At 44.1% G+C, this 23,034-nt stretch carries 20 protein-coding genes, 1 other RNA gene and 1 other annotated feature; of the genes, 20 read left to right on the top strand and 1 reads right to left on the bottom strand.

From position 1 onward, the window contains the following. The first annotated feature begins 128 nt into the window (after positions 1-128). Positions 129-2,327 carry a RelA/SpoT family protein gene (locus N9I19_RS01940; RefSeq protein WP_061464219.1) on the top strand — a complete coding sequence of 733 codons (2,199 nt, stop codon included), beginning with the start codon at positions 129-131 and terminating at the stop codon, positions 2,325-2,327. A gap of 15 nt (positions 2,328-2,342) precedes the next feature. Then, positions 2,343-2,786 carry a D-aminoacyl-tRNA deacylase gene (dtd, locus tag N9I19_RS01935; protein ID WP_061464218.1) on the top strand — a complete coding sequence of 148 codons (444 nt, stop codon included), beginning with the start codon at positions 2,343-2,345 and terminating at the stop codon, positions 2,784-2,786. Between the two features lie 83 nt (positions 2,787-2,869). Here dtd and N9I19_RS01930 read toward each other — a convergent pair whose 3' ends face one another. Beyond that, positions 2,870-4,642: an N-acetylmuramoyl-L-alanine amidase family protein gene (locus N9I19_RS01930; protein WP_317776855.1), complete on the bottom strand. Its 1,773-nt coding sequence runs from the start codon at positions 4,640-4,642 to the stop codon at positions 2,870-2,872. Between the two features lie 128 nt (positions 4,643-4,770). On the opposite strand from N9I19_RS01930, the gene N9I19_RS01925 reads away from it, so the two are divergent. From N9I19_RS01925 to N9I19_RS01840, 18 genes are all read left to right on the top strand, one after another. After that, on the top strand, positions 4,771-4,944 hold the full coding sequence (locus N9I19_RS01925; protein ID WP_176431781.1) for a hypothetical protein: 174 nt from the start codon (positions 4,771-4,773) through the stop codon (positions 4,942-4,944). A 79-nt stretch (positions 4,945-5,023) separates the two neighbouring features. Then, positions 5,024-5,263, top strand: a binding site (T-box leader). Between the two features lie 96 nt (positions 5,264-5,359). Beyond that, on the top strand, positions 5,360-6,631 hold the full coding sequence (gene hisS, locus N9I19_RS01920; RefSeq protein ID WP_317776854.1) for a histidine--tRNA ligase: 1,272 nt from the start codon (positions 5,360-5,362) through the stop codon (positions 6,629-6,631). Between the two features lie 12 nt (positions 6,632-6,643). Further along, positions 6,644-8,413, top strand: coding sequence for an aspartate--tRNA ligase (gene aspS / locus N9I19_RS01915; protein ID WP_317776853.1), 1,770 nt, complete (start codon positions 6,644-6,646; stop codon positions 8,411-8,413). A gap of 86 nt (positions 8,414-8,499) precedes the next feature. After that, positions 8,500-8,685: non-coding RNA, 6S RNA (gene ssrS, locus N9I19_RS01910), on the top strand. A 129-nt stretch (positions 8,686-8,814) separates the two neighbouring features. Then, positions 8,815-8,988 (top strand): hypothetical protein, encoded by a 174-nt coding sequence (locus N9I19_RS01905; protein WP_317776852.1) that lies wholly within the window; start codon positions 8,815-8,817, stop codon positions 8,986-8,988. 266 nt (positions 8,989-9,254) lie between these two features. Then, on the top strand, positions 9,255-10,226 hold the full coding sequence (locus N9I19_RS01900; protein WP_317776851.1) for an NERD domain-containing protein: 972 nt from the start codon (positions 9,255-9,257) through the stop codon (positions 10,224-10,226). Positions 10,227-10,591: 365 nt separating this feature from the next. Beyond that, entirely contained in the window at positions 10,592-11,740 is a 1,149-nt protein-coding gene (locus N9I19_RS01895) for a M20 family metallopeptidase (RefSeq protein ID WP_309145491.1), read from the top strand. Between the two features lie 111 nt (positions 11,741-11,851). After that, complete coding sequence (locus tag N9I19_RS01890; RefSeq protein WP_125160028.1) at positions 11,852-12,613, top strand: tRNA threonylcarbamoyladenosine dehydratase; 762 nt, start codon at positions 11,852-11,854, stop codon at positions 12,611-12,613. 187 nt (positions 12,614-12,800) lie between these two features. Continuing rightward, positions 12,801-13,988 (top strand): ABC transporter substrate-binding protein, encoded by a 1,188-nt coding sequence (locus N9I19_RS01885; RefSeq protein WP_317776850.1) that lies wholly within the window; start codon positions 12,801-12,803, stop codon positions 13,986-13,988. Between the two features lie 76 nt (positions 13,989-14,064). Next, positions 14,065-14,943 carry a branched-chain amino acid ABC transporter permease gene (locus N9I19_RS01880; protein WP_125160026.1) on the top strand — a complete coding sequence of 293 codons (879 nt, stop codon included), beginning with the start codon at positions 14,065-14,067 and terminating at the stop codon, positions 14,941-14,943. A gap of 13 nt (positions 14,944-14,956) precedes the next feature. Next, positions 14,957-15,928, top strand: coding sequence for a branched-chain amino acid ABC transporter permease (locus N9I19_RS01875; protein ID WP_317776849.1), 972 nt, complete (start codon positions 14,957-14,959; stop codon positions 15,926-15,928). Then, positions 15,903-16,682: an ABC transporter ATP-binding protein gene (locus N9I19_RS01870; RefSeq protein WP_089361629.1), complete on the top strand. Its 780-nt coding sequence runs from the start codon at positions 15,903-15,905 to the stop codon at positions 16,680-16,682. The genes N9I19_RS01875 and N9I19_RS01870 overlap by 26 nt, the downstream gene beginning before the upstream one ends. Then, positions 16,682-17,389, top strand: a complete 708-nt coding sequence (locus N9I19_RS01865; RefSeq protein ID WP_089361628.1) for an ABC transporter ATP-binding protein — start codon at positions 16,682-16,684, stop codon at positions 17,387-17,389. The genes N9I19_RS01870 and N9I19_RS01865 overlap by 1 nt, the downstream gene beginning before the upstream one ends. 556 nt (positions 17,390-17,945) lie before the next feature. Then, positions 17,946-19,124, top strand: a complete 1,179-nt coding sequence (locus tag N9I19_RS01860) for an ABC transporter substrate-binding protein (RefSeq protein ID WP_289319977.1) — start codon at positions 17,946-17,948, stop codon at positions 19,122-19,124. Between the two features lie 166 nt (positions 19,125-19,290). Continuing rightward, positions 19,291-20,169, top strand: a complete 879-nt coding sequence (locus N9I19_RS01855; protein ID WP_061464210.1) for a branched-chain amino acid ABC transporter permease — start codon at positions 19,291-19,293, stop codon at positions 20,167-20,169. Between the two features lie 13 nt (positions 20,170-20,182). After that, positions 20,183-21,145 (top strand): branched-chain amino acid ABC transporter permease, encoded by a 963-nt coding sequence (locus tag N9I19_RS01850; protein WP_317776848.1) that lies wholly within the window; start codon positions 20,183-20,185, stop codon positions 21,143-21,145. Continuing rightward, complete coding sequence (locus N9I19_RS01845) at positions 21,120-21,899, top strand: ABC transporter ATP-binding protein (RefSeq protein ID WP_317776847.1); 780 nt, start codon at positions 21,120-21,122, stop codon at positions 21,897-21,899. The genes N9I19_RS01850 and N9I19_RS01845 overlap by 26 nt, the downstream gene beginning before the upstream one ends. After that, the gene (locus N9I19_RS01840) at positions 21,899-22,606 is read left to right on the top strand and encodes an ABC transporter ATP-binding protein (protein WP_061464207.1); all 708 of its coding nucleotides are present in this window, start codon (positions 21,899-21,901) and stop codon (positions 22,604-22,606) included. Before N9I19_RS01845 ends, N9I19_RS01840 begins: the two co-directional genes overlap by 1 nt. The last annotated feature ends 428 nt before the right edge of the window (positions 22,607-23,034 follow it).

The following is a 23,034-nucleotide window of genomic DNA, read 5'->3' as shown; positions in this document are numbered from 1 at the left end:
TCCGTGTTAAGCGGATTTATTTTTTTTCGCAAAAATTGTCACGTTTTGCAGAATAAAGGGAAGTGCTACCAATCATACTCAATCCGGATTATATCCGGTGGCAGTTAAAGTGGGGTTAAGGTGATTAAATGGCTAATGATCAAATATTGACTGCCGAGCAGGTTGTAGAACGGGCCAGCTTATATCTTCAGCCGGAAGAAGCTGAATTTATTCATAGAGCGTTTAAGTATGCAGAGTATTCTCACCGGGAACAATTCCGTAAATCGGGGGAGCCGTATATTATTCATCCGATTCAAGTGGCGGGCATTCTTGCTGATCTAGAAATGGACCCTGCAACTATTGCGGCAGGTTTTTTACATGATGTTGTTGAAGACACGGAGATCACTCTGAAGGATATTGAAGAGAATTTCAGTCCTGAAGTCGCCATGCTCGTAGATGGCGTGACCAAATTAGGGAAAATCAAGTATAAATCACAACAAGAGCAACAGGCGGAAAACCATCGGAAAATGTTCGTGGCGATGGCCCAGGATATTAGGGTCATCTTGATCAAGCTTGCCGACAGACTGCACAATATGCGGACATTGAAGCATCTGCCGCAGGAAAAGCAGAGAAGGATATCGAACGAGACGCTGGAAATCTTCGCACCCCTTGCCCATCGTCTTGGTATCAGTACGATTAAATGGGAACTTGAAGATACTGCACTAAGGTATTTGAATCCTCAGCAGTATTACCGAATCGTCAACCTGATGAAGAAAAAGCGTGCAGAACGTGAACAGTATCTGGAAGAAGTCATTGATGAAGTGCGTAAAAACGTTGAGGAAGTCAACATTAAGGCTGACCTTTCCGGCAGACCGAAACATATATACAGCATTTATCGCAAAATGGCTTTGCAAAATAAGCAGTTCAGTGAAATTTATGATTTGCTTGCAGTCCGGATCGTCGTCAATAGCATAAAAGATTGCTATGCCGTTTTAGGGATCATCCATACATGCTGGAAGCCGATGCCTGGCCGATTTAAAGACTATATCGCCATGCCTAAGCCAAATATGTATCAATCGCTCCATACGACGGTGATCGGCCCGAAAGGCGATCCGCTGGAAGTGCAGATCCGCACTTCCGATATGCATCGCATTGCGGAGTTCGGGGTTGCCGCGCATTGGGCTTATAAAGAAGGAAAAGATGTAGGTGAACAGCCTTCATTAGAAGAAAAATTGACTTGGTTCCGGGAAATTCTTGAATTCCAGGATGATGCGACAAATGCCGAGGAATTCATGGAATCACTTAAAATTGATCTTTTTTCTGATATGGTATTCATTTTCACGCCAAAAGGCGATGTCATCGAACTGCCATCAGGATCCAACCCGATTGATTTCGCTTACAGGATTCACTCGGAAATCGGAAATAAAACGATCGGTTCCAAAGTGAACGGGAAAATGGTACCGCTGGATTATAAATTGAAAACTGGCGACATCATTGAAATCCTGACATCTAAGCATTCATATGGTCCAAGTCAGGACTGGCTTAAACTCACTCAAACATCTCAAGCGAAAAATAAGATCCGCCAATTTTTCAAAAAGCAGCGCCGCGAAGAAAATATCGAAAAGGGCAAAGAGCTTGTTGAAAAGGAAATCAAGGAAATGGAGTTCGATCTGAAAGAAATCCTTTCTGCCGAGAACATCAAGCGTGTTGCAGATAAATTCAATTTCCTGAATGAAGAAGATATGTATGCAGCAGTCGGGTATAACGGAATAACAGCACTTCAGGTGGCTAACCGCCTTACCGAAAAGTGGCGTAAGCAGAAAATGGTCGAGCAAGAAGCGGATATTTCAGAAGCGGTAGCCGATCTGAAAACCTTCTCCAATTCATCTAAAAAACGTGACTCAGGTGTAAGGGTACCGGGGATTGATAACCTGCTTATCCGTTTATCACGCTGTTGCAACCCAGTTCCAGGGGATGAAATCGTTGGTTATATAACCAAAGGCCGTGGAGTTTCAGTCCATAGGCAAGACTGCCCGAACCTGGAAAGCGGTGATTCCGATCATCGCCTCGTACCGGTTGAATGGGAAAGTACGATTAACGAGCGCAAGGAATACATCGTTGAAATTGAAATCAGCGGGTATGACCGTCGCGGCTTATTAAACGAAGTGCTGCAAGCCGTCAATGAAACCAAGACCAACATTTCAGCGGTCTCGGGTAAATCCGACAGGAATAAGGTGGCGACAATTCACATGTCGATTTATATTCATAACATTGCCCATTTACAAAAGGTCGTTGACCGTATCAAACAAATTTCAGATGTTTATTCCGTTAGACGGATAATGAACTAAGGGGTTATTATTACCATGCGTGTTGTTTTACAACGTTCCAAAGCCGCCAAAGTCGTTGTCGCAGACCAAATAATCGGTCAAATCGACAGCGGGCTCGTTCTGTTGGTTGGTGTCACCCATGGGGATACCATCGATGACGCCGCATATTTGGCCGATAAGATTGTCAATCTCAGAATATTTGAAGATGAAAATGAAAAGATGAACCACTCACTATTGGATGTGGGAGGTTCGATTTTATCAGTTTCACAATTCACCCTATATGGCGATTGCCGTAAAGGCCGTCGACCGAACTTCATGGACGCCGCCCGTCCTGAAGAGGCGAATCAAATATATGAAGCATTTAACGAGGAACTCCGGAATAAAGGCGTCCATACGGAAACAGGTCAATTCGGTGCCATGATGGACGTTCAGCTTACTAATGATGGTCCCGTTACATTAATACTGGAAAGCAAAAAATAACCTGCTGCGGCAGGTTTTTTGTTTTTAGTCAATCAGTACGGGCGGAAATGAAAAGCCAGCTTCGATGGGAAGCTGGCTTGTCTTTATTTGAAATATCGCGCCAATCCATTATAAATGGCGGATGTGATTTTTTCTTGATACTCATTCGATGATAACGTCAATTCTTCCACTGGATTACTTAAATAACCTAGTTCAATAAGTGTAGCTACCCGTTTGTTTTCCCTGATAACATGAAAATCCCCGTATCGTGATCCGCGGTTTGGCACCTGCATGGTGGAACCGAGTGAATTGGCCAGTGTAGTGGCCAATGAACGTTGGTAGCCATGATAGTAGTATGTTGTTATCCCGCTGGTGATCTGATCCTTGGTGCTATCATAATGGAGGCTGATGAAAGCATCCGCGTTATGGATATGTGAAGTGCCGACCCGGGAAGGGAGCGGAACATAGGTATTGCCGCTTCTGGTCAATATCACTTTGGCCCCTGCAGCCTGAAGTTTGTCACGCAGCAACTCGGCCGTCCGGATCGTCAGGTTTTTCTCAAGAGTGCCACCGACCCCTACTGTACCGCTATCCCTGCCGCCATGGCCGGGATCGATAACGATTGTTTTATCCTTTAAATATTTTTCAACCCCAGGGCGTTGGATCTGCTCGGAATTCCCTTCGACCGTCACGATCCACCCCGCAACATAAGCGGTTTTCCCGTTATTTAGTTTAATCGAATACCAATCGCCTTCCATACCTGTTGCGGAGAATGTTTCACCTTCATTGACCTGCTTTACGATTTCCGAGTTGCCATCAGGCTCACTTCTAAAAATCGTTCCATCATGAATGATGGTAATCTTGTTTCCCTTTGCCTCAATCCTCTCTTCCTTTGGCGTTTGTTCAACATTCTCTTTTTCCAAGTACCAACTCACGACCCAGCCCTTTTTTGAACCGGAAAGCTGGATCTGCGTCATTTTTCCCTTTGTTTGTAAGACGGCGTAAGTCTCATCCTTGTTCACCGAACCGATGACCTTGCTGTTTAGAGATGCATCTTTCCGCACATTTAAACCCGTAGCGGTCACCCTTGCAGTGGCTCCTGCCGTATTGATTTTCGAATCACCTTTATCTTGGCTTATTTGTATGTAAGGTTCAGCTACCCAGCCGCGGACTCCTTGGAAATCAATTTCCGCCCACTCATTTTCAATGCGATAAACGGTCACTGCCGTATTTTTATTCAGCTTTCCTAGCGTTGCGCTGCTTCTCGATGGTTCCGAACGGACATTGAGCCGGTCCACCAAAGTGACACCTGTTTTTACGGATTGGTTCGTTGCTTCTTTTTCCTTGGATGAGCCTTTCTTCGCTGCATTCCCGGAAGCGGCGGGAAGCTTAAGATAATCAGAAGAGACCCAGCCTTCAAGATCCGATGTTTTGACTTTTATCCAATTTTCATTCTTTTCAATGATGTCGACAGCTGTTCCTTTATTCAAGGAGCCAACCGTTTGAAATGTTGTGCCGGGACCTGTACGGACGCGGACGGAGCTGCCTGAGATCATTCCTTGTCCGGATTCCTTTTTGACCAGGTTGGTGTCCGAATCCGACGTTCTTTCCACTAGCCAATTGGCGACCCAGCCAGTTTTACCGATGCCCATCCGGATTTCGATCCAGTCGCCATCTTCCTTCAGGATCGGATAGGATTCCCCTTTTGCCAGTTTTTTTACGATAGGGAAACTGAGACCCGCGCCTTCACGGACATTGACCACTTTGGACGTCACGATAATTTCCCCTTCATCTTTTCCAAAAGCGTGATCGATGGGGAAAATTGCTGCCATAATCAGCATTAGGATCAGGCCGAATAAACCCGATTTCTTCTTCATAAGTTGTCTCTCCCTTTTAACGTCTATATGTATGTATTCTCGTTCAACAAAAATTTTCCTCTTTCCTTGTGCAAAAAACATTTTTTTTAGGAAAGAATAAAGCTTATATAACACTAGGAGGGAACCACATGAAATTCAGCGAAAAAAATCAAACGAGCTTAAGCGGGGGCAATCAAGTATTAGGTGTCGATTTTCACGATTTCATCCAGAAGGAACAAAGCTCAAACCTTGTTGAATTGGCATCCGAATACGGAGTCAATGTCAGGACGATCAAAAATTTGAAAAAACATTTTAACCAATAAAACGCGACAAAATACTGAAGCCTGCCTTGACATTTGAAGTTAACGTCCGTATGATTATAAAATATCAGACTTATTACTGCAATAACCAATGATGGAGAAGAGTAATTAAGAAACACATGGAAAGAGAGGAAATGCCGAGGCTGAAAGCATTCCACATGATGACTTAATGAAAGAACCCTCCGTAGGCTTCACTCCGAACGGATTTTTTCTTAATAGGAGATGGACGTAAAACAGGCGTTAACTGTTTTGAGCGGGGGCACTTATTTTTTGTGCTTCAACTAGGGTGGCACCACGGGATATCCAAACTCTCGTCCCTTGTAACGGATAAGTTACAAGGGACGGGAGTTTTTTGTTTGGAAAAAATCAGTATAGCGCCGTATCAGAAAGGGCGCCTTGCTTTTAAGGGGGAAACAATATGTCTATTCAGATTCCTAGAGGTACCCAGGATTTATTGCCTGGACAAACGGAAATTTGGCAGTATATCGAAAAGACAGCGCGTGATATTTGTCACCGTTACCAATATAAAGAAATCCGCACACCGATTTTTGAGCACACGGAATTATTTTTACGGGGTGTAGGGGATACGACCGATATCGTACAAAAAGAGATGTATTCATTTCAAGATCGCGGTGAAAGGAATTTAACCCTTCGTCCGGAAGGCACCGCATCAGTTGTACGGTCTTATATCGAGAACAAAATGTTCGGGTGGGCCAATCAGCCGGTGAAGCTTTATTATATCGGGCCGATGTTCCGTTACGAACGTCCACAAGCAGGCCGCTTCCGTCAGTTCGTTCAATTCGGCATCGAGGCCTTAGGAAGTAAGGATCCCGGAATCGATGCAGAGGTTCTGTCACTTGCGATGAACCTGTACAAAGAACTTGGATTGAAAAAGCTGAAACTTGTGATCAACAGCCTTGGTGATAAGGAAAGCCGGACAGCGCATCGGAATGCATTAATCAAACATTTCGAACCTCGTATTGGCGAGTTTTGCCGTGATTGTCAAAATCGTCTGGAAAAAAACCCATTGCGTATCCTGGATTGCAAAAAAGATCACGATCACGAATTGATGAACACGGCGCCATCCATCATTGAATATTTAAATGATGAATCCCGTATTTATTTCGAAAAGGTTAAACAGCATCTTACGGACTTGGAAATCGAATTCGTCGAGGATCCGACGCTAGTGCGGGGCTTGGATTACTATAATCATACTGCTTTTGAAATCATGAGTGATGCAGAGGGCTTTGGCGCCATTACAACACTTTGCGGAGGCGGCCGATATAACGGGCTTGCTGAAGAACTTGGCGGACCGGAAACACCCGGAATCGGCTTTGCGCTTAGCATTGAACGCCTGATTGCAGCACTGCAAGCAGAAAACATCGAGCTTCCGATCAAAAAGGGTATTGACTGCTATCTTGTTTCATTAGGTGAAGCGGCCAAGGATTATACCGTCAAACTTGCCCATCAATTGCGGAATGCCGGTTTTACTGTCGAAAAAGACTATCAAGACCGTAAAGTGAAAGCTCAATTCAAATCAGCCGACCGTCTCGAAGCGAGATATGTGGCGACACTCGGTGAAGAGGAATTGGCAAATAATAAAATCAACGTGAAGTTCATGGAAACCGGTGAACAAGTCCAAATGGATCTTGCCACATTCGTTGAACAATTCAAAAAGCTACAGGCTTAAGGGGGAAATACCATGTTTGGCAGAACATACTTCAATGGTGAAGTGACAGAAGCAGCTATTGGTGAAAAAGTAACATTAAAAGGATGGGTACAAAAACGTCGGGATTTGGGCGGGGTCATTTTTATCGACCTGCGTGACAGAAGCGGAGTCGTCCAAGTCGTTTTCAATCCGGACATTTCGGCAGAAGCCTTGGCCACAGCTGAAAAGATCCGTAATGAATATGTCCTTGATATCCAAGGGACAGTCATCAAACGTGAGGAAGCCAACTTCAACCCGAATGTAACAACAGGTACGGTCGAAGTTCAAGCCGAAAACGTTACAATTTTAAATGAAGCGAAAACCCCTCCGTTCATCATTGATGAAAGAACGGATGTTTCTGAAGATATCCGCTTGAAATACCGTTATTTGGACTTGCGCCGTCCAGCGATGTTCGAAACGCTGAAAATGCGTAACCAAACAACAAAAGCAATCCGTGATTACTTGGACGGTGAAGGCTTCCTGGATATTGAAACACCTATCTTAACGAAAAGCACACCTGAAGGAGCGCGTGATTACTTAGTGCCTAGCCGTGTACACGAAGGTGAGTTCTATGCACTTCCGCAGTCACCGCAAATCTTCAAGCAGCTATTGATGGTATCCGGTTTCGAACGTTATTATCAAATTGCCCGCTGTTTCCGTGATGAAGATTTACGTGCCGACAGACAGCCTGAATTCACGCAAATCGATATTGAAACAAGCTTCATGAGCCAAGAAGATATCATTAACACCGCAGAAAACATGATGGCTAAAGTGATGAAAGACGTAAAAGGGCTTGACGTAACACTGCCATTCCCTAGAATGACATACTTTGAAGCGATGGGCCGTTACGGTTCCGACAAACCGGATACACGTTTCGGTATGGAACTTAAAGATGTCTCTGAAATCGTCAAAGACAGTGATTTCAAAGTATTCACCGGGGCTATTGCAAACGGCGGACAAGTTAAAGCGATCGTAGTTAAGGACGGAAATGCAGATTATTCCCGTAAAGATATTGATGGATTGGCTGAATTTGCAGCTATTTACGGTGCAAAAGGCCTTGCATGGCTGAAAGTTGAAGCAGACGGAGTAAAAGGACCGATCGCTAAATTCTTCGCGGAAGATCAACAGCAATTAGTATCCGTATTGGAAGCTGAAGTAGGCGATCTAATCTTATTCGTTGCAGATAAGAAAGGCGTAGTCGCTGATGCACTTGGAGCACTTCGCAACAAGCTTGGTAAAGAAAGAGGCTTGATTGATCAAAGCAAATTCAACTTCCTATGGGTGACGGACTGGCCATTATTTGAATATGACGAAGAAGAAGGACGCTACTATGCAGCACACCATCCATTCACAATGCCATTCCGTGAAGACATGGACAAACTAGAATCAGACCCAGCAAGCGTCCGTGCACAAGCATATGACCTTGTCTTGAACGGCTACGAACTTGGCGGCGGATCACTGCGTATTTACGAACGCGACGTTCAGGAAAAAATGTTCAAAGTCCTTGGATTCTCGGAAGAAGAAGCAAACGCACAATTCGGCTTCCTAATGGATGCATTCGAATACGGAACGCCACCACACGGCGGAATCGCCCTTGGATTGGACCGTATGGTCATGCTGCTTGCTGGCCGCACGAACCTTCGCGACACCATCGCGTTCCCGAAAACAGCAAGCGCAAGCGACCTGCTGGTTGACGCACCAAGTGCTGTAAGTGACAAGCAATTGGCCGAACTTAGCCTAAGGCTTGCTGCACTCAAAAAATAATCAATCTGGCAAAAATATGAAAAAATACCTAGATGGTTTCTCTTGAAACATAGTTAAGCATTATGATATGATGTTTTCAACAAGTAAGGGTCCTGATGTGTTCGTTCTTTAACCTATAAGTTTTGACCGAACACTTATAGTTACCGGGAGCACTAGTTTCCTGGCCGCGTAAATGCCTCCCTCGAAGAGGACTTACAAACGCGAGGAACCGAGCACCCACCTGCGGAGAGCGGGTTCAAAACAAAGGCGTAAACGGCACAATTGGGACTCTTACAACTTACAAAGCAACTCATGTTAAATAAACATGGGTTTTTTTGTGCGTTAAAATAGTGAAGAATGGTAACTTACAAGTAAATGTGGTGAATTCACGGGTAAATGGTGCAAACTCACGAGTAAAAGGGGTGAATTCACGAGTAAAAGGTGTGAATACGAGTAAAGGGCATGAACTTACGAGTAAAAGGCTTGAATTCACGAGTAAATGGTGCAAACTCACGAGTAAAAGGGGTGAATTCACGAGTAATGGCATGAATTCACGAGTAAAAGGGGTGAATACGAGTAATGGAGTGAAATTATGAGTAAAAGGCATGAATTTACGAGTAAATGGTGTAAACTTACGAGTAATGGCGCAAACTCACGAGTAATGGAGTGAAATTACGAGTAAAGAGCATGATTTTACAGTAAAAAGGGTGAATTCTCGACCGAATAAAAAAAATACATGAGTTTAGGAACAAATCTCACGGATTAAACAGAGTAAACTCAGAGTAAAATGCTGATTTTTAGTTTCCCAGCAGGAAAAAAGGGTTTTAATAAAGAAGCTAAAAAAGAAGGAGTTGACGAATGAATGCTAAAACCGTGTGAAAAGCCTATGAAAATGCTCAAACTGGAGGCATTAAGCAGGAGGCTAACATCAAACCATCCAAAACAGGAACAGATAAGGAACGATTTCCGGAAAATTCGAACAGGGTTTAACGGGGAGCGGAGTATTGGAAATGAGTTGAAGGATCTTCCAAAAGAATATCGAGTATTACATGATTTGAGGTTAAGTCACGATGGGAGCCGTTATTTTCAAATGGATTTCCTTATTATCACCCGGAATTACTGTATCATCATCGAAGTGAAAAACTTTGCGGGAATGCTCTATTTTGATCGCTCTTATCCTCAATTGATTCGGACAAAAGATGGGCAGGAACAAGCTTATCTGGATCCATTAATTCAAGTGGATGTGCAAAAATCCTGCTTAATGGATTGGCTCACTCTTCATAACTTTCCCTCGCTACCGATTGAAACGCTCATTGCCAATGCAAACTCGAATACCATCATAAGGACTACCCCAGGTTTTACCCCCATTTTCAAAAAAATCACGGGAAAAGAAACTCTGATTTCCAAGATTCATACCATTGAAGAAAAGTATCCTTCTGCGCAGTTGACCCAAAGGCAGAGCAATAAACTATCGAACACATTGCTGCAAAAAAATACCCCATATGATCCGGATATACTCGAATGGTATCAAATTGATGTGAAAGATCTGCTAAATAGCGTTCAATGCCCTGATTGTTCAGCTCTTCATATGCAATATCACTGGGGCAAATGGTCATGTGGTCAATGTTCTTACGCCTCCAAGGATGCCCACATTCAAACTCTTCGTGATTATGCCCTCCTCATAGAGCCCAAAATTACGAATCAACAAGCACGGCTTTTATTACAAATAGATTCAATCGATATCATGCAACGAATGCTATCTGCTCTTGAATTGCCCTATTTGGGACAATATAAAAATAGAGTATATAGACTTGATGGATTAATTCACGAGTAAAGCGCCTAAACTCACGAGTAAAGCACCCAAACTCACGAGTAAACGCCCTAAACTCACGAGTAAAGTGCCCAAACTCACGAGTAAACGCCCCAAACTCACGAGTAAACGCCCAAAACTCACGAGTAAAGTGCCCAAACTCACGAGTAAACGCCCCAAACTCACGAGTAAAGCGCCCCAAACTCACGAGTAAAGCGCCCAAACCCAAGAGTAATCGCCCCAAACTCATGACCAAACCCAATTTCTCTCGAGTAAGTCTCCATTATTCTCGAATACAACTTAAATATCCCCATTTAAGTAACATTCCGCAATATTGATTCGTAAATTATAGTAAGATTGAAATAATAATTAGCCAAGGATAGAAAGTAGTGAGAGCTTTGAAGGATTTATTGAATGCAAAGAGGAAGGAAATGCTTCAATTAGTGGAGCAGCTAGTGAATATAGATAGTGGTTCTCATACGAAAAAGGGCATTGATGAAATTGGTTCGATTTTAAAAACGAAATTTGAAAGCTTGGATTTTATTGTGGATACGGTTGAGCAGCAGAAGTATGGCAATCAGCTGGTCATCCAGCATCGTGACGCGCATCAGCCGCATATTGTTGTCGTCGCACATATGGATACGGTTTTTCCTGAAGGGACAGCCCAAAAACGTCCTTTTAAAGTGAAGGGAAATCGGGCTTACGGTCCTGGTGTTGCTGATATGAAGGCTAGTTTGGTTTTGCTTTTTTATGCGATCCTTTGTTTGAAACAATCGGGGCAGACAGGCTATAAGCATATCCAAATCATTCTCAATAGTGATGAAGAGATCGGGTCTCCGTCGTCCGCTTCACTTATATCGGAAAAGGCGGCTGATAAGAAGTTCGCGTTAATTCTTGAACCGGCAAGGGCGGATGGTTCACTGGTCACGGAAAGAAGGGGCTGCGGACAATTTAAGGTGGATGTAGTGGGGGTGGCCGCCCATGCAGGGATCGAACCGGAAAAGGGTCGAAGTGCAATTGAAGAATTGGCTCATAAGATCATCGCCTTACACCAATTGAATGATCCAAAGAAAGGAATCAGCGTTAATGTCGGCATGATTGAAGGAGGTTCTGCTGTCAATACCATCGCTTCCCATGCAGCCGCTTATGTGGATGTGCGGATCTCTGAAAAAAAGCAAGAAGGCATCATCCTCAAACAATTGAAAAAAATCTGCGCGGAAACCTATATTCCAGGGACGAAAACGGTATTAAGCGGGAAAATGGACCGGTCTCCCATGGAAAAGAACGAGAAAACGAACTTGCTTTTAGAGACGATCCGTCAGTCTGGGAAGGAAATTGGCATCCAAATCACGGATATGGCCACTGGTGGAGGATCGGATGCTTCTTTTACTTCTGAATTGGGTATAGCGACAGTGGATGGACTCGGGCCCATTGGAGGGGATGCACATAGTGATGAGGAGTATTTGGATATTCCCAGCCTGACAGAACGGACTCTCCTGCTGGCTACCATCCTTCAAAAATTATCGAAAATGACCTAGTACATTAATTCCGATTAGACTGCTTATATTTCGCTTGTCATAAATGATGTTTATGATATATTGTTAAATGGGAAGCTAAATAAGAACAGAATTTATTGGAGTTGAATATATATGCTGCATCAGTTTTCACGAAATGAATTAGCAATTGGCAAGGAAGGCATCGATATACTGAAAAACACGACCGTTGCTGTCCTGGGTGTGGGAGGCGTAGGTTCTTTTTCAGCTGAAGCATTGGCACGCACGGGTGTCGGCCGTATTATTCTTGTGGATAAGGACGATGTCGACATAACTAATGTAAACAGGCAGATTCATGCACTATTATCAACAGTCGGTCAACCGAAAGCGGAATTGATGAAAAATCGCATTCAAGACATCAATCCCGACTGCGAAGTGATCGCTCTTAAAATGTTCTATACAGAAGAAACGTTTGAGGAATTCTTCAGTTATGGCCTGGATTATGTCATTGATGCATCCGATACGGTCATTTATAAGATGCATGTGATGAAGGAATGCCTGAAACGGAATATCAAGGTGATTTCAAGCATGGGGGCCGCTAATAAAATGGATCCTACGCGTTTCCAAATTGCCGATATCTCCAAAACGCATACAGATCCGCTTGCAAAGGTCATTCGTACTAGATTGCGTAAAGAAGGCATCACAAAGGGAATTCCCGTCGTCTTCTCGGACGAAAGCCCGATTGTCATTCGTGAGGATGTCCGGAAAGAAGTCGGCAATGATGAGGCAAAAATCCGTAAAGCCCAAATGCCGCCATCTTCGAATGCTTTCGTACCATCTGTAGCGGGCTTAATTGCGGCAAGCTGGGTAATCAATGATATTTTAAAAGACATTGAAGTTCGCCGTGTAAATGATTGATAATAAGTTGACTGACTCTATACGGGGTCAGTTTTTTTGTCGAAAAAGCATATATTTCCTTATAATAACTTTTTTATCCATATCATATAGACGGGGTCGAAAGAATGAGATAAAATATTTTCAGAATATTTTTTTTATTCAGATATCACTTTTGCTTAAAAGAACATACAAAACAAGGGGGTTTCAAATGAAGAATAAAAAGCTGGCAGGAGTGTTTCTATCACTTTCATTGGTTGCAGGGGCGCTCGCAGGCTGTGGTGGCGACTTGAAAACCAGCAGTTCAGGCGGGAGTTCATCCAAATCGGGAGACACAATCAAAATTGGGGCCAACCTTGAATTGTCCGGAGGTACGGCATCATTCGGCCAATCGGCCGCAGATGGTTTGAAACTGGCCATCGATGAAATTAATAAAGAGGGTATCGACGGTAAGAAACTGGAAATCGTTAAGGTTGATAATAAATCAGATGCAGCAGAAGCTACAAGCGGTTCGATTAAGTTAGTCAGTCAGGACAAGGTTGTTGCTGTAGTCGGATCAGCGACAAGCACAAATACATTGGCACAGGTTCAGGTCGCACAGGATAATAAAGTTCCTCTACTTACACCAACTGCAACAAATCCCGACATCACCAATAAAGCTGGAAAGCTGAATGATTATGTGTTCAGAACTTGCTTTATCGATCCATTCCAAGGTACGGTTGCAGCCAATTTCGCATCCGACGAAATAGGGGCGAAGACGGCTGCGATCTATGTGGACAGCGCAAGTGATTATTCTAAAGGATTGGCCGCAGCTTTTAAAGAAGCGTTCACTGCCAAGGGCGGTAAAATCGTTGCAGAAGAAGCTTATGTTACAAAAGATACTGATTTCCGCTCTACATTGACAAGGATCAAATCCGCAAAACCAGAGTTCGTTTTCCTTCCTGGTTATTATGAAGAAGTCGGATTGATCTTAAAGCAGGCCCGTGAGGACGGGATGGACCTTCCGTTCATGGGCGGAGACGGCTGGGATTCCCCGAAGGTCGTTGAAATTGCCGGAGCGGAGGCGTTAAAAAATACCTATATTACGAATCACTATTCCCCAGAAGATGAAGATCCAAAAATTCAGGATTTCGTTGCCGCCTTCAAAAAGGAATACAATAAAACACCGGATGCTTTTGCCGCACTTGGCTATGATACTGGGTACTACCTGGCAGATGCCATCAAAAGGTCTGGAGATGCCTCTCCCGGAAAAATCAGACAAGCGTTGGAAGAAGTCAAAGATCTTAAATTAGTTTCCGGAACGCTGAACCTTGATGAAAATCATGATCCGATCAAATCGGCGACCATTTTGGAATATGTAGATGGCAAACAAACATTCAAGACAAAAATCAATCCATAATACCTTATGTGGATAGGGGGCAGGCACCCCCTATTCTATATTCACTTAAATAACGCCTTATCGGGGAGAGTGGAATATGGAACTGATTCAGCAATTGGTAAATGGCATTTCACTCGGCAGCATTTATGCATTGATTGCGCTTGGCTATACGATGGTATATGGGATCGTCAAGCTGATAAACTTCGCCCATGGCGACGTATTCATGGTTGGTTCATTTGTAGGGTTTTACGCCATAACTGTTATGGACTTATCCTTCATCCCGGCTTTATTGATTTCGATGGTCACTTGTGCCATCTTTGGCGTTTTAATTGAACGGATCGCTTATAAACCCCTTCGTAATGCAACACGGATTGCGGCCTTGATAACGGCCATCGGTGTTTCCCTTCTGATAGAAAATGGGCTGATTTACATCCGGGGCGCCCAGCCGGAAGCCTATCCAAATAATGTCCTTCCGATGGATAAACTCGATATATTCGGCGTTTCCATCAGCAGTCAATCGATATTGATCTTATCTGTATCCATCATTTTAATGATCATCCTACAATTCGTTGTCCATAAAACCAAAATCGGCAAAGCGATGCGTGCCGTTTCATTCGATTCCGAAGCGGCTAAGCTTATGGGAATCAATGTGAATCATACGATTTCAGCTACCTTCGCCATAGGCTCGGCCCTGGCAGGGGCGGCCGGTGTCATTTTTGGAATCTACTATATTAAAATCGAGCCGTTGATGGGCGTCCTTCCTGGCCTTAAAGCGTTTGTGGCCGCGGTATTGGGCGGTATCGGCATCATTCCGGGAGCGATGGTCGGCGGATTGCTGCTTGGAGTCATCGAGGCCTTGGTCAGTGCCGCCGGTTACTCTTTATGGCGCGATGGTGTGGCTTTCATCGTTCTTATCTTGATTTTGATTTTCTTGCCGCAGGGTCTATTCGGTAAAAATAAAAGAGAAAAAGTATAGGGGAGACAAAGCGATGACTACTTTAAAGAATTCAAAGGGTTTTTGGCTCTCGATCGTGCTCGCACTCATTTTTTTCGGAATCATGCAGTTCACCATTTCAAACGGTATGCTCAATCCATTTTATATCAACACACTCATGTTCATCGGCATCAATATCATGCTGGCGACGAGCCTTCATTTAATCATCGGTATAACCGGGCAGTTCTCTATCGGACATGCAGGCTTTTTAGCGGTAGGGGCCTATGCTTCGGCAGTCATGACGATGAAGCTGGAACTTCCTTTCATCATGGCTGTATTGGCTGGGGGCATCATCGCTGCCGTTGCCGGTATGGTGATCGGGATACCGAGCCTACGCCTGAAGGGGGATTACTTGGCGATCGCAACACTTGGTTTTGGGGAAATTGTCCGGATAATCCTTTTGAATATTGAATATGTAGGCGGGGCAAGCGGAATGCAGGTATCTCATCTGACCACATGGCCATGGGTATTTGCCTGTGTCATGATCACCATCATAGTCATCCGGAATTTTACCAATTCGACTCATGGACGTGCATGCATATCCGTAAGGGAAGATGAAACGGCGGCAGATTCGATGGGAATCAATACGACCTATTATAAGGTGGTGGCTTTCGTCATCGGAGCTTTTTTTGCCGGAGTTGCAGGATCGCTTTATGCCCATAATTTCTATATTATCCAGCCATCGAATTTCGGTTTCCTAAAATCCTTCGATATTCTGATTTTCGTCGTACTTGGCGGTCTGGGAAGTTTATCAGGTTCGGTTTTGGCAGCCATTTTACTGACGATCGTGACGACATTCCTTCAGGATTATCCGGAAACGAGGATGATCATATACAGTCTTGTCCTGATCTTGATGATGATTTTCCGCCCGCAGGGTTTAATGGGAACAAGGGAAATCACGGCACTGTTCACACATAAGAAAACGAATGGGGGCAAAAAGGATGGAAGCCACAATACCGTTGCTTAAAGTAGATTCGGTGGGTATCCGTTTTGGCGGGTTGAAAGCCGTGTCAGATGTGAACGTTGAATTATTTCCAGGGGAACTTGTTGGCCTTATCGGACCGAATGGAGCTGGAAAAACGACATTCTTCAACTTGTTGACGGGTGTTTATGTCCCTACAGAAGGGACGATTGCCTTGAATGGGGAAAATCTAAAAAAGCAGCCGCCTTATAAAATTACCCGTAAAGGGATTTCGAGGACCTTTCAAAATATCCGCCTCTTCAGTGAGCTATCCGTGATCGATAATGTGAAGGTGGCTTACCACTCGCTCGCCAAGCATATGATTCCAAGTTCCATATTCCGGTTGCCGGGACATTTTTCCGGAGAAAAGGAGATGGATGAAAAGGCGTTGGAATTCTTGAGGATTTTCAACCTTGACCATTTTAAGGATGAAAAGGCGAAGAATCTGCCATACGGACAGCAAAGGCGGCTAGAAATTGCACGTGCTCTCGCCGCAAACCCGAAACTGCTTTTACTGGACGAACCCGCAGCAGGGATGAATCCGCATGAAACGAAAGAATTGATGAATCTCATTGCTTTTATCCGGAAGGAATTCAACCTTACCGTATTGCTCATTGAGCATGATATGTCACTGGTCATGGGGGTATGCGAACGGATTTATGTGCTCGATCATGGACAGCTCATCGCTCACGGAAAGCCGGAAGAAATCCGCAATGATCCAAAAGTTATCGAGGCGTATCTGGGCGAGGAGGTTTCATGATGCTGAAAATAGAGGACATCAATGTTTATTACGGCAATATCCAAGCATTAAAAGGTGTTTCAATGGAGATTAACGAAGGGGAGATCGTGACTTTGATCGGAGCGAATGGAGCGGGAAAAAGCACGTTGCTCAAAACGATTTCCGGGCTGTTAAAACCAAAGCAGGGAAAAGTTCTGTTCGAAGGCGATCCGATTGGAGGAAAGGCAGCACAGTCCATCGTGAAAATGGGCATTTCCCATGTACCTGAAGGCCGCCGTGTCTTTGCCAACATGACGGTTGCCGAAAACCTCGAGCTTGGGGCCTATTTGCGAAAGGACAAGGAAGGCATTAATAAAGATATGGAAAGGGTCCATGAGTTATTTCCGAGGCTGCTGGAGAGAATCAAACAGCAGGCTGGCACGCTTTCGGGAGGGGAACAGCAGATGCTTGCAATGGGTCGGGCCCTAATGGCGAAGCCCCGTTTATTACTGCTCGATGAACCTTCGATGGGCCTTGCGCCTCTGCTGGTGAAGCAAATATTCAACATCATCCAGGAAATCAGTGAGGCTGGCACCACGATCCTTTTGGTCGAGCAAAATGCCAATCTCGCTTTATCTATTGCAGATCGGGCCTATGTCGTTGAAACGGGGCGGATCGTCCTCTCGGGCAATGCCGAGGAACTTACTTCAAGTGAAGAGATTAAATTGGCTTATTTAGGAGGACACTGAACCGCCGTTTGGCGGTTTTTTTGTGGGGAATTGAAGCTTGGGAGATGGGAAATATACAAGGTAGCTTAAAAATGGACAGGAGATTCATGCATGATTTTATGCATTCAAAATAGTATTATTCAATTTTGATATAGGAATTAAGACTAAAGAGGAGTGAAAAAACTGGGTTTAATTCCCTATCAGTATACTTGTATTTTGGTAAAAATGTAATTAATAGGATGGGTAAAATGAGAGAATGAATAAAATTTTTCGAGCAATAAATGAGGATTTTACAATTTCAATATAATTAAATTATCGGTTTTTTCTGAATATATCCATTGTTTTCACAATATTTAAAATATATAAAGATAAAAATGACAGTGTACTCCTTATGAAAAACTTACTATTTAGCGAAATATTCTCATAATTATTGTATAGACGGAATGAAAATTATGCGGTAAACTATTTTTCGAAATATTAATTTAATTTGAAAAATTTAATTTAATCAATTTTTTCTGGGGCATCTTGAATAAATATTCATGCATCAGAGCTATGATTACAAAATGGGGGGATTATTTTGAAGAAGAAAAAATTAGCAGGGGCATTCCTTTCTCTAACACTTGCTGCAGGAGTTCTAGCGGGTTGTTCCGGCTCCGGTTCATCAGATAAAACAAGCGGGGACGGTGATACGATCAAGATCGGTGTCAACCTTGAATTATCAGGCGGTGTAGCCTCATATGGTCAATCAATTTCGGAAGGCCTGGAACTTGCGACTGCAGAAATCAATAAAGAAGGCATTGACGGAAAAAAAATCAAACTAATAAAAGTCGATAATAAATCTGAAGCGTCCGAAGCGACTAGCGGCGCAATCAAGCTGACATCACAAGATAAGGTTGCAGCGATCGTGGGTGCAGCGACAAGCACGAACTCGATTGCACAAGTGCAGATTGCACAAGATAATAAAGTGCCGGTCATCTCACCTTCTGGTACAAGCCCTGAAATCACTTTCAGCAAGGATAAATTGAATGATTACATTTTCAGGACAAGCTTCATCGATCCTTTCCAAGGAACGGTTGCTGCGAATTTTGCCACTAAAGAAATCAAAGCGAAAAGTGCGGCCATCTATATTGACAGCGCAAGTGATTATTCAAAAGGATTAGCTGCAGCCTTTAAAGAACAATTCGAAAAAAATGGCGGAAAGATCGTAGCTGAGGAAGCTTACATTGCGAAGGATACGGATTTCCGTTCCACATTGACTCGTTTGAAATCGGCAAAACCTGATTTCATCTTCCTACCTGGTTACTATGAGGAAGCTGGTCTGATCGTGAAGCAGGCGCGTGAAACTGGACTTGACGTCCCATTCATGGGCGGAGACGGCTGGGACTCTCCTAAGCTAGTTGAAATTGCCGGTGCAAAAGCGCTAAATAACACGTTCATAACGAACCATTATTCTTCAGGTGACCCTGATGAGAAAATTCAGAAATTTGTGTCAGCTTTTAAAGCGAAGTACAAAGATAAATCCCCGGATGCATTTAACGCTCTAGGATATGACACAGGATACTTCCTTGCCGATGCGATCAAACGTGCCGGTTCAGCCGATTCAGAAAAAATTAAAGAAGCGCTGGAAAAAACGAAAAACCTTGAGCTTGTAACGGGTACTTTTACATTGGATGAAAAACATAATCCGATCAAATCCGCTACAATCCTTGAATTTAAAGAGGGAAAACAAGTATTTAACACAAAAATCAATCCTTAATTTCGGAGAATAACTCCAACCCTTTCGCCGGCCCTTCGTCATAAAAGAAGGTGCTGGCGAATTCTCATTTTTCAGGTATACCAGGTCACTGAACTTCCCCTTGGCGGAATGCAAAGAGTCTGGACTAATCACATTATAAAATTAGATTTTTCAAGGAGAGTCGAACATGGAATTGATACAGCAGTTAATAAACGGAGTTTCACTAGGAAGTATTTATGCCCTTATCGCTCTCGGTTATACGATGGTTTACGGGATTGTTAAATTGATAAACTTTGCACATGGTGATGTCTTCATGGTCGGCTCATTCGTTGGATTTTACTCGATAACGGTTCTGGATCTTTCATTTGTGCCAGCTCTATTAATCTCGATGACGATCTGTGCACTCTTTGGAGTGATAATCGAGCGTATCGCATACAAGCCATTACGAAACGCTACGCGTATTGCAGCACTTATCACGGCCATCGGGGTCTCCCTTTTGATCGAATACGGATTCATCTACGTCCGTGGTGCACAGCCGGAGGCTTACCCGAATGATGTATTGCCGACGGACAAGTTCAATATCTTTGGAGTTTCCATCAATAGTCAATCGGTTTTGATTTTTGGAGTGGCTGTAGTCCTGATGATCATTCTTCAAATCATCGTTCATAAAACAAAAATAGGAAAAGCCATGCGTGCTGTTTCATTCGATGCGGATGCAGCCAAGCTGATGGGGATCAATGTTAATAACACGATTTCTGCCACCTTTGCAATCGGCTCCGCTTTAGCTGGGGCAGCGGGCGTCATTTTCGGCATTTATTATATTAAGATCGAACCGCTAATGGGTGTGCTTCCGGGGTTGAAGGCATTTGTCGCCGCCGTACTTGGAGGGATCGGGATTATACCGGGCGCCATGGTCGGAGGCTTATTACTTGGTGTCATCGAGGCTTTGGTCAGTGCCGCCGGTTACTCATTATGGCGTGATGCGGTAGCCTTCGTCGTACTGATTCTTATCTTGATTTTCATGCCACAAGGCTTATTCGGTAAAAACAAAAAAGAAAAAGTATAGGGGAGACAAAGCAATGACTACATTTAAGCGGGCAAAAGGTTTTTGGCTCTCGATTTTACTATCATTGATCTTTTTCGCCGTAGTTCAAGTGTTAATCGGCGGCGGATCGCTAAATCCTTTTTATCAAAATACGCTCATGTTCATCGGGATCAATATCATTCTGGCAGCGAGCCTTCACTTGATCATCGGGATAACAGGGCAGTTTTCCATCGGACATGCCGGATTCCTGGCAGTCGGAGCCTATGCTTCAGCCGTTATGACCATGAAGCTTGACATGCCTTTTGTTGCAGCATTGATAGTGGGCGGTTTGGCGGCAGCGCTGGCAGGATTGATCATCGGAATCCCAAGCTTACGTTTAAAAGGTGACTACTTGGCGATTGCCACCCTCGGTTTTGGGGAAATCGTCCGGATCGTGCTTTTGAATATCGATTATGTTGGCGGGGCAAGCGGGATGCAGGTATCCCATTTGACCACTTGGCCTTGGGTATTCGCTTCCGTTATCGTTACGATCATCGTTATCAGGAACTTCACAAGTTCGACACATGGCAGAGCCTGCATATCGATCCGTGAGGACGAGACGGCTGCCGATTCGATGGGGATCAATACGACCTATTACAAAGTTGTCGCGTTTGCGATCGGTGCCTTTTTCGCCGGAATTGCTGGAGGGCTTTACGCTCATAACTTCTACATCATCCAGCCATCCAACTTCGGATTCCTGAAGTCATTCGATATCTTGATCTTAGTTGTACTTGGCGGCCTTGGAAGTCTTTCAGGAGCCGTATTGGCGGCCATCTTACTGACTGTGGTCACGACATTCCTTCAGGATTATCCTGAAACGCGAATGATCATTTATAGCCTGGTGCTAATCGTCATGATGATCTATCGTCCACAAGGTTTAATGGGGACAAAAGAAATAACATCCATGTTCAAACGTAAAGGAGGCAGCAGACATGAAAATAAAAACACCGCTGCTTAAAGTCGATTCGGTCGGCATCCAGTTCGGGGGGCTAAAAGCCGTTTCTGATGTTAACGTCGAGCTGTACCCTGGGGAATTGGTTGGCTTGATTGGACCGAACGGAGCAGGGAAAACGACTTTTTTTAACTTACTGACAGGGGTATACGTCCCGACGGAGGGAACGATTTCTTTAAAAGGGGAGGACTTGAGAAAAAAGCCTCCATATAAAATCACACAAAAAGGCATCAGCCGGACATTCCAGAACATTCGCTTATTCAGTGAACTATCCGTGATCGATAATGTAAAGGTGGCCTATCATTCCCTTTCGAAGCATAGCATTTTAAGCTCGATCTTCCGGATGCCGATCCATTTTAAAGGCGAAAAGGAAATGGATGAAAAGGCGATTGAGTTCCTGAAGATTTTCAACCTTAATCAATATAAGGATGAAAAGGCTAAGAACCTGCCATATGGCAAACAAAGACGTTTGGAAATTGCCCGTGCACTTGCAGCCAACCCGAAACTGCTTTTGCTGGACGAACCGGCAGCGGGAATGAACCCTCAGGAGACGCACGAGCTCATGAACCTGATTGCCCTCATCCGTGAGAAATTTGATTTGACCGTATTATTGATTGAACATGATATGCCGCTCGTCATGGGTGTTTGCGAACGCATATATGTACTCGATCACGGACAGCTGATCGCTCAAGGCAAGCCAGAGGAAATCCGTAACAATCCAAAAGTCATCGAGGCCTATCTGGGCGAGGAGGTTTCATAATGTTAAAAATCGAGGACATTAACGTCTATTATGGAAACATTCAGGCCTTGAAAGGAATCTCGCTTTCTATTAATGAAGGTGAAATCGTTACCCTGATCGGGGCAAACGGAGCGGGGAAAAGCACGATGCTGAAAACCATTTCCGGACTGTTAAAACCAAAACAGGGGAAAATCATGTATGAAGGGCAATCCATCGGCGGAAAGGCCGCACAATCCATCGTGAAAATGGGCATTTCCCATGTACCTGAAGGCCGGCGTGTATTTGCTAATATGACCGTTGAAGAGAACCTTCAGCTTGGTGCCTATTTACGCAAAGATAAGGCAGGCATCAAGCAGGACATGGAGAAAGTCTATGAATTATTCCCGCGTTTGCTTGAGCGCCTGAAACAGCAATCCGGAACCCTTTCCGGCGGTGAACAGCAAATGCTCGCAATGGGCAGGGCACTCATGGCCAAGCCCCGGCTTTTGTTGTTGGACGAGCCATCCATGGGACTCGCCCCATTATTGGTGAAGCAAATCTTTCATATCATCGAAGAAATCAATAAAACAGGTACAACGATCCTGCTGGTTGAACAAAATGCCAACCTTGCCCTATCCATCGCGGACAGAGCCTATGTTGTCGAAACCGGCCGAATTGTCCTATCAGGCAAATCTGAGGAACTGACCGCAAGCGAAGAAATCAAGAATGCCTATTTAGGAGGACATTAAACCGCTTTATAGCGGATTCAAACTGCAGACAAACTCGAAGAAAAGCGAGTTTGCCTGCAGTTTTTTTATTTCAAAAAAGTGCCAGTTGATTTCAGAAATCCGCTCCCTTTCCGCCGACTGTCTGCCAAGCCTCCTCACCGCAAGCGGCTGTGGGGTCTTGGCTAGCCAGTAATTTGGCAGGAGTGTCGCAAATTTCTTCAATCCAATAAGGATTACAGTAAAAAAACTTTAAGAGTAATCTAGTCTTGTTTTAAAATCATGGTTTGGGATTAGAACATTCGGAACCCCCAGACTGGGAGATATATTCGAAGAAAAGCGAGTGTGCTTGCAGTTTTTTTATTTTAAAAAGTGAGTTGATTTCAGAAATCCGCTCCCTTTCCGCCGACTGTCTGCCAAGCCTCCTCACCGCAAGCGGCTGTGGGGTCTTG

This window comes from Peribacillus sp. CSMR9, assembly GCF_033141925.1.
GTDB classification, from domain to species: domain Bacteria; phylum Bacillota; class Bacilli; order Bacillales; family DSM-1321; genus Peribacillus; species Peribacillus simplex_A.
This window is presented reverse-complemented; position numbering and strand designations above follow the sequence as displayed.

What these genes read in the sequence shown, in the direction of transcription:
- N9I19_RS01865 (WP_089361628.1), top strand. Translation starts at nt 16,682, where the DNA reads ATGCTGAAAATAGAGGACATCAATGTTTATTACGGCAATATCCAAGCA.
- N9I19_RS01930 (WP_317776855.1), bottom strand. Translation starts at nt 4,642, where the DNA reads ATGAAGAAGAAATCGGGTTTATTCGGCCTGATCCTAATGCTGATTATG.
- N9I19_RS01900 (WP_317776851.1), top strand. Translation starts at nt 9,255, where the DNA reads ATGCTAAAACCGTGTGAAAAGCCTATGAAAATGCTCAAACTGGAGGCA.
- N9I19_RS01850 (WP_317776848.1), top strand. Translation starts at nt 20,183, where the DNA reads ATGACTACATTTAAGCGGGCAAAAGGTTTTTGGCTCTCGATTTTACTA.
- N9I19_RS01870 (WP_089361629.1), top strand. Translation starts at nt 15,903, where the DNA reads ATGGAAGCCACAATACCGTTGCTTAAAGTAGATTCGGTGGGTATCCGT.
- aspS (WP_317776853.1), top strand. Translation starts at nt 6,644, where the DNA reads ATGTTTGGCAGAACATACTTCAATGGTGAAGTGACAGAAGCAGCTATT.
- dtd (WP_061464218.1), top strand. Translation starts at nt 2,343, where the DNA reads ATGCGTGTTGTTTTACAACGTTCCAAAGCCGCCAAAGTCGTTGTCGCA.
- N9I19_RS01840 (WP_061464207.1), top strand. Translation starts at nt 21,899, where the DNA reads ATGTTAAAAATCGAGGACATTAACGTCTATTATGGAAACATTCAGGCC.
- N9I19_RS01925 (WP_176431781.1), top strand. Translation starts at nt 4,771, where the DNA reads ATGAAATTCAGCGAAAAAAATCAAACGAGCTTAAGCGGGGGCAATCAA.
- N9I19_RS01880 (WP_125160026.1), top strand. Translation starts at nt 14,065, where the DNA reads ATGGAACTGATTCAGCAATTGGTAAATGGCATTTCACTCGGCAGCATT.
- N9I19_RS01845 (WP_317776847.1), top strand. Translation starts at nt 21,120, where the DNA reads ATGAAAATAAAAACACCGCTGCTTAAAGTCGATTCGGTCGGCATCCAG.
- N9I19_RS01890 (WP_125160028.1), top strand. Translation starts at nt 11,852, where the DNA reads ATGCTGCATCAGTTTTCACGAAATGAATTAGCAATTGGCAAGGAAGGC.
- N9I19_RS01855 (WP_061464210.1), top strand. Translation starts at nt 19,291, where the DNA reads ATGGAATTGATACAGCAGTTAATAAACGGAGTTTCACTAGGAAGTATT.
- N9I19_RS01885 (WP_317776850.1), top strand. Translation starts at nt 12,801, where the DNA reads ATGAAGAATAAAAAGCTGGCAGGAGTGTTTCTATCACTTTCATTGGTT.
- N9I19_RS01940 (WP_061464219.1), top strand. Translation starts at nt 129, where the DNA reads ATGGCTAATGATCAAATATTGACTGCCGAGCAGGTTGTAGAACGGGCC.
- hisS (WP_317776854.1), top strand. Translation starts at nt 5,360, where the DNA reads ATGTCTATTCAGATTCCTAGAGGTACCCAGGATTTATTGCCTGGACAA.
- N9I19_RS01875 (WP_317776849.1), top strand. Translation starts at nt 14,957, where the DNA reads ATGACTACTTTAAAGAATTCAAAGGGTTTTTGGCTCTCGATCGTGCTC.